This is a genomic window from Pantoea sp. ME81, assembly GCF_903970985.1.
Classification (GTDB): Bacteria; Pseudomonadota; Gammaproteobacteria; order Enterobacterales; family Enterobacteriaceae; genus Pantoea; species Pantoea communis.
Genome location: NZ_CAJCKS010000225.1, coordinates 1 through 6,571, shown reverse-complemented (window position 1 = coordinate 6,571; position 6,571 = coordinate 1). Strand labels below are relative to the sequence as shown.

6 protein-coding genes and 1 pseudogene are annotated in these 6,571 nt (G+C 57.9%); all 7 read left to right on the top strand.

Translation table 11 applies throughout. The features are described 5' to 3' along the window. Positions 1 to 75 precede the first annotated feature (75 nt). Positions 76 to 369 (top strand): annotated as a pseudogene (locus H7A81_RS24685) (ABC transporter permease subunit); the annotation flags it as partial. After that, the gene (locus tag H7A81_RS24680) at positions 369 to 1,220 is read left to right on the top strand and encodes an ABC transporter permease (protein WP_182059025.1); all 852 of its coding nucleotides are present in this window, start codon (positions 369 to 371) and stop codon (positions 1,218 to 1,220) included. The pseudogene H7A81_RS24685 and the gene H7A81_RS24680, both read left to right, overlap by 1 nt. Further along, positions 1,217 to 2,881 (top strand): ABC transporter ATP-binding protein, encoded by a 1,665-nt coding sequence (locus tag H7A81_RS24675; RefSeq protein WP_182059024.1) that lies wholly within the window; start codon positions 1,217 to 1,219, stop codon positions 2,879 to 2,881. The genes H7A81_RS24680 and H7A81_RS24675 overlap by 4 nt, the downstream gene beginning before the upstream one ends. 113 nt (positions 2,882 to 2,994) lie before the next feature. Beyond that, entirely contained in the window at positions 2,995 to 3,840 is an 846-nt protein-coding gene (locus H7A81_RS24670; protein WP_182059023.1) for a GNAT family N-acetyltransferase, read from the top strand. Further along, positions 3,840 to 4,766, top strand: coding sequence for a glyoxylate/hydroxypyruvate reductase A (locus H7A81_RS24665; protein ID WP_182059022.1), 927 nt, complete (start codon positions 3,840 to 3,842; stop codon positions 4,764 to 4,766). Before H7A81_RS24670 ends, H7A81_RS24665 begins: the two co-directional genes overlap by 1 nt. A gap of 7 nt (positions 4,767 to 4,773) precedes the next feature. After that, positions 4,774 to 5,907: a M20 aminoacylase family protein gene (locus H7A81_RS24660; RefSeq protein ID WP_182059026.1), complete on the top strand. Its 1,134-nt coding sequence runs from the start codon at positions 4,774 to 4,776 to the stop codon at positions 5,905 to 5,907. A gap of 115 nt (positions 5,908 to 6,022) precedes the next feature. Further along, on the top strand, positions 6,023 to 6,571 hold a 549-nt coding region (locus tag H7A81_RS24655; RefSeq protein WP_182059021.1), incomplete at its 3' end, for an aminotransferase class III-fold pyridoxal phosphate-dependent enzyme.

Below are 6,571 nucleotides of genomic sequence, written 5' to 3'. Positions count from 1 at the left end.
TATTAATGTTGTCCTCCGGTCCTGTGCGACCCGCGGGGCATCCGCTCTGTCCCTACTCGGCGCTCTGCCGAGCTGATGCTGAATGGTGTTGCGCCGCTGCGTGCCGTGTTGCGTCATGCGCTGCCGAATGCGGTGGGACCGATTGCCAACGCCATTTCGCTCAGCCTGTCTTACTTGTTTGGTGGCGTGATCATTATTGAGTCGATCTTCAGCTACCCCGGTCTCGCCAGTGCGCTGGTGGATGCCGTGAGTAATCGCGATCTGCCAGTGGTGCAGCTGTGCGTGATGATGTTCGCCGCCTGTTATCTGGTGCTGCTGCTGATTGCTGACATCCTCACTATCGCCTTTAACCCAAAATGGAGGAGCTGATGAATAGCTTGCTGCTTCCTGTACGAATTTTTCAGTCGCTGTCGATCTCCGGTCGCATTGGCCTGCTGATCTCGCTGTTTTGGGTACTGATGGCGCTGTTCGGCAATCAACTGGCGCCGCATAGCGTAGAGGATATCGGTGGTGGCCCGATGCTAGGAGGGATGACCGCTGACAACCTGCTGGGCACCGATTATCTCGGTCGCGATATCCTCAGCCGCATCTTATACGGTGCGAAGTTCTCCATTGGTCTGGCGTTAACCGCTGCGCTGGGTGCCAGTTTAATCGGCACCTTGCTGGCGCTGCTGGCCGCCGTTGCAGGACGCTGGCTCGAAGAGTTGCTGGGCCGCATCAACGATGCCATGTTGGTGCTGCCAGGCAAAGTGCTGTCGCTGATGATTGTGGCCGTGTTTGGTTCCTCGCTGCCGATGCTGATTCTGACAGCCATCTTCACCTACTGGCCCGGTGCGTTCCGTATCGCATTCGCTATGGCCAGCAGTTTGCGCAATATGGATTATGTCCGTGCTTCACGACTGCGTGGCGAAAGCCGCTGGTACGTGGCTATCCATGACATTCTGCCGAATATGGTGCATCCGATGCTCACCGATTTTGGCCTGCGTTTTGTCTATATCGTGCTGTTACTCAGCGGCTTGAGCTTCCTGGGCTTAGGCGTGCAACCACCTTATGCTGATTGGGGCACGCTGGTACGTGAAAATCTACAAGGCCTGTTTAACGGTTCGCCTGCGGTATTGATGCCGGCAGTGGCGATTGCCAGTTTAACCATCGGCGCCAACCTGTTTATTGACAGCCTGCAACAGATGCGTCCGCTGACGCTGGCGAAGGAGGGAGCATGAACGTGACACCCCATACAGCCATGCCCGTGATCTCCGTTGAAAACCTGCGTGTCACCGCCGAGACGGATAAGGGCGAAGAGATCGATCTGGTTTCAGATATCCGTTTTACCGTACAAAAAGGCGAAGTGTTGGCGCTGATCGGTGAATCCGGTTCGGGTAAAACCACCATCGCCATGGCGCTGATGGGCTATGCGCGCCACGGCTGTCGCATCGCCGAGGGCAACATTCATCTGTCGGGCACCGACGTGCGTAGTCTGTCGCCCGGCCAGTTGCGCGAATTTCGCGGCAACAAAGTGGCCTACATCGCCCAAAGTGCAGCAGCCTCCTTCAACCCGGGGATGCGTATTCTCGACCAGGTTATCGAGCCTGTGGTGATTCATGGCACCATGAAACGCAAAGCCGCCAAAGAAAAGGCGATCACGCTGTTTCGCGAGCTGGCACTGCCGAATCCTGACACCATTGGCGACCGTTTCCCGCATCAGGTCTCTGGCGGACAGCTGCAACGTCTGATGACGGCCATGGCACTGATTGGCGATCCAGATGTGGTGATCCTCGACGAGCCGACCACGGCACTGGACGTCACTACCCAGGTGGAAGTGCTAAAAGCATTTCGTCGCGTAGTGGCTCAGCGCGGCGTTACAGCCATCTATGTCAGTCACGATCTGGCGGTGGTGGCGCAGATGGCGGATCGAATTCTGGTGCTGCTGCGCGGAAAAATGGCGGAATATGGCTCTACAGAGCGGCTGATTGGTGCGCCGCAGGCCGAATATACCCAACTGCTGATGGATGCCGCTCGTCAGAAAGAGCGCGAGAGCAGCTGGACCTGTGCAGAGGCTAATGCACAGCCGCTGATGGAAGTGCGCGATCTCAGCGCTGGTTATGGCCCGCGTGACAGTGAGGGCAAACCGAAAACGCTGATTCTGGAAGATATCAATCTCAAGCTGTGGAAAGGGCAAGCGATTGGCATTATCGGCGAGTCGGGTTCGGGTAAAACCACGCTGGCGCATGCGATTGCCGGCCTTAATGCCCCGAGTCACGGTCATATTCTGTTTAATGGTCACTACATCAATGGCGACATGCACAAACGCCCGGATAACGAACTGCGGCGGATCCAGTATGTGTTCCAGATGGCGGATACCGCGCTGAACCCGGCTCACAACGTGGAACGTATTCTTACTCGCCCGCTCGTGCTGTTCCACGGTCTGAAAGGGGCCGATCTTGAGCGGCGTCTGCATCAGTTACTGGACCTGGTCAAATTACCGCGCTCAGTGTTGTGGCGCCGCCCATGGGCGCTGTCCGGTGGGCAGAAGCAGCGTGTGAATCTGGCTCGTGCCCTTGCGGCGGAGCCGGATCTGATTCTGTGCGATGAAGTGACATCGGCATTAGATACGGTGGTCGCCGCCGCCGTACTGGATTTGATCAGCGAACTGCGTCGTGAGTTGGGACTGTCGGTGCTGTTTATCAGCCATGATATGCATGCCGTGCGCGCCGTTTGCGATGATATCGTGGTGATGAAGTCAGGCCGCATCGTCACGCAGATTTCCCGCGCTGAATATGATAAGCCGACCAGTGAGCTGTACTTCGAACGTCTTAAACGGGCGGTGCCGGAGCTGCGACAGGGTTGGTTGGATGAGCACGAAGAAGTGCTGAAAGCAGAATAAATATCACGGCATTCGTAGCGATGCGATAAATCGCACATCTTAATGGCGAAACCGCTCGCGCAGCAGATTGCGCCGCTACGTCGCGGGTATGTTTTACAAGAAAGGAGCAGCAGATGATCACATTACGCGCCATGACGCAGGACGATATTGAACACGGCTATGCCATCACCCAACAGCTCAAGTGGCCGCATCGTCGTGAAGACTGGCAGCAGGCGTTGGCATTGGGTGAAGGCGTGGTCGCTGAAGAACAGGGCAAATTTGTTGGCAGCGCCTTTGGCTGGCGTTGGGGTGAACACGCCGCAACCATTGGTCTGGTGGTGGTGAATCCCACCTGCCAGGGGCGCGGCATTGGTAAGCAGCTGATGCTGGCCGTGATGGAAAAATTCCCGGACGCCGTGATTCGTTTACATGCCACGGAAATGGGGCAGGGGCTGTATAAGAAGCTCGGCTTTAAGGTGACGGGCACCATCCAACAGCACCAGACACGTGAGCTGGCAATGGTGCCTGCGGTGAGTCTCCCCACCGGTTTAACGCTGCGTAATGCCGAGACGAATGACGTCGATCTACTCACCGAATTAGACCATCAGGCTCACGGTATGTGGCGTCCACAGTTGATGCAAACGCTGATCGCTGACCATCAAACGGTATTGCTGCATGACGCGCAGCAGCGGGTGCAAGGGTTTGCCAGCCTGCGCCGATTTGGTCACGGCTGGGCAATTGGCCCGGTGATTGCGCGCAATATCGAGGTGGCACAGGCGTTAATTGCCGCGCTGATGCAGGCTTTACGCGGCGAGTTCGTGCGCATCGATACCGATGCGGCTTTACCGCTGGCGAGCTGGCTGGAAAAACTGGGGCTGGTCAAGGTTGACGCGCCCACCACCATGTATCGGGGAACGCCTTGGTCACCGCAAGCCGGTGAGATGCAGGCGTTTGGGTTGATGACCCAGGCGATGGCGTGATGCATATCGTCTATAAATCGGAAGCCACGCGTGGAGCCCACTGGCAGCGCTGGCTGGCTGAACATGCACCGGATGTGCAGATGCATATCTGGCCGGATGTGGGTGACGCAGAACAGGTTGAACTGCTGGTGGCCTGGCAACCGCCAGAAGATGTCATGGCGACCTTCCCTAATCTCAAAGCGCTACTGTCGGTGGGCGCGGGGGCCGATCAGTTCGATCTCAGCCAACTGCCGCCCGATTTGCCGGTGGTGCGCATGATCGAACCCGGCCTGACGCAAGGCATGGTGGAGTACGTCACTTTTGCCGTGCTGGGGTTGCATCGTGATATGCCGCGCTATTTCCAGCAACAGCGCGCAGCAACGTGGCAAACGCACCCGATTCGCACCGCCAATCAGCGGCGGGTGGGCGTCATGGGCTTAGGCGAACTCGGCCAGGCATCTTTGCAGCAGCTGGTGTCATTAGGGTTTGAGTGTGCTGGCTGGAGCCGGACACCGCGTGAACTCGAGGGCGTGCGCTGCTGGCATGGCGCTGAGCAATTGGCTGAGTTTCTGGCACACAGCGACATTCTGGTGTGTTTGCTGCCGTTGACTGACAGCACGCGCGGTTTACTCAACTCTGAGCTGTTTGCGCAGTTACCTGCCGGAGCCGCACTGGTACAGGTGGGGCGTGGCCCGCAGTTAAATCATGACGATCTGCTCACGGCGCTGGCCAGCGGACAATTGAGCGCTGCCGTGCTCGATGTGACCGATCCCGAACCTTTACCGCCAGAGCATCCTTTCTGGCAGCATCCGGCGATCTGGCTCACACCGCACATTGCCAGCCAGACGCAAACCGACAGCGCGGTGGCTGCGCTGCTCGATAACCTGCGCCGCTACCAACGCGGCGAACCGATGGTCGGCCTTATCGATCGTAACCGGGGATACTGATATGCAACTGGATCAATTAGTCGCTCTGCGACGGGATCTGCACGCCCATCCCGAACTGGGCTATCAGGAAACGCGCACCAGCGACATCGTGGCGCAGGTGCTGCAAGAGCACGGCATTGAGGTGCATCGCGGCCTGGGTAAAACCGGCGTGGTCGGTGTACTGAAATGTGGGAATAGCCCGCGCATGATAGGTCTGCGCGCGGACATGGATGCGCTGCCGATGCAGGATAACGGCACTCAGCCGTGGAAAAGTGTGCATGACAATGTCTGTCACGCTTGCGGTCACGATGGTCACACGGTGATGCTGCTGGGCGCGGCTATCCAGTTGGCTCAGCAGGGTAATTTTGACGGCACGCTGGTGTTTATCTTCCAGCCAGCGGAAGAAGGTTTAGCCGGCGCGAAAGCGATGATCGATGACGGCCTGTTTCAGCAATTCCCTTGCGATGCGGTATTTGCCCTGCATAACTGGCCCGAACTGCCTCTGGGCGAAGTCCAGACGCGGCCGGGTGCCATCATGGCGGCGGCGGACCGTTTTGATATCACGGTAAAGGGCGGTGGCGGTCATGCGGCACAGCCACACCTGACGCGTGACACCTTGCTGGCCACCAGTGAATTGGTGGTGCAGCTCAATACGCTGGTGGCGCGCGCACTTGACCCTTGCGAGCCGGGTTTGCTGACGGTAACACGCATGCAGGGCGGTTTCTCACACAACATGATTCCGGCGGAAGCCAGTATCACCGGCACGGTACGTACGTTCAGCCCGGCGGCGCAGGACATCATTGAAAGCCGTCTGCGTGAAATGGCGCAACATGTCACGGCGGCGCACGGTCTGCAGGCAGAGGTGAGCTATCTGCGTTATTACCCGGCCACGGTCAATCATGCGGGTGCTGCACAACTGGCGCTGGATGCCCTGCGTGAGGCGGGCATGCCTGCCGAACAAGCCAGACAGCCTGCTCTCACCTCGGAAGATTTTGCCTTTATGTTGCAGGCCAGAGCGGGGGCTTATCTGTGGATCGGATCGGCACCCAGCCAGCCGTTGCACCATTCATCTTACGACTTCAACGATGCACTGATCCCGCACGGTATTCAGACTTTGACGGCCATCGCCCGCCACGCGCTGCGTGCAGAATTTCCCTGCTGATTGGCAGATGATTTTGAAACGAAATGCCGCTGCCTGGCTGATTACGGCAGCGTGAGAAACCAACGGGTTGCGATACTTGAGCCAACCGAACGTTACGTGGATGAGGATTTTGAAAATGCAGAATGTCATGGCGGAGCAGCAAACGTATAGCGATAACGGCCTGTTACTGGATGCTCGTGAACAGAACGTGCCGCGTGGTGTGGTCACCGCGCATCCGTTGGTGATTGAGCGGGCAAAAGGCAGTGAAGTGTGGGATGTCGAGGGCAATCGCTACCTCGATTTTGTCGGCGGGATTGGGGTGCTTAATGTGGGCCATAACCATCCGGCGGTAGTGAATGCGGTGACAAAACAGCTTGGGCTGGTGTCACACGCCTGTTTCCAGGTCGTTGCCTACCCGGGCTATATCGAGCTGGCGCAGCGGCTGAATGCGCTGGTGGGCAAAGGTGAAGATTTCAAAAGCGTGTTCTTCACCAGCGGGGCGGAAGCGGTAGAAAATGCGGTGAAAATTGCCCGTGCGCACACCAACCGCAGCGGCATTATCGCGTTTGATGGTGCCTTCCATGGGCGTACGTTGCTAGGCTGTACCCTGACGGGGATGAGCCAGCCGTATAAACAGAACTTCGGCCCGTTCGCCTCAGAGGTGTATCGCCTGCCTTATCCTAAT

Excerpts from the sequence above, each read along its gene's own strand:
- H7A81_RS24680 (WP_182059025.1), top strand. The coding sequence starts at position 369 with ATGAATAGCTTGCTGCTTCCTGTACGAATTTTTCAGTCGCTGTCGATC.
- H7A81_RS24675 (WP_182059024.1), top strand. The coding sequence starts at position 1,217 with ATGAACGTGACACCCCATACAGCCATGCCCGTGATCTCCGTTGAAAAC.
- H7A81_RS24670 (WP_182059023.1), top strand. The coding sequence starts at position 2,995 with ATGATCACATTACGCGCCATGACGCAGGACGATATTGAACACGGCTAT.
- H7A81_RS24665 (WP_182059022.1), top strand. The coding sequence starts at position 3,840 with ATGCATATCGTCTATAAATCGGAAGCCACGCGTGGAGCCCACTGGCAG.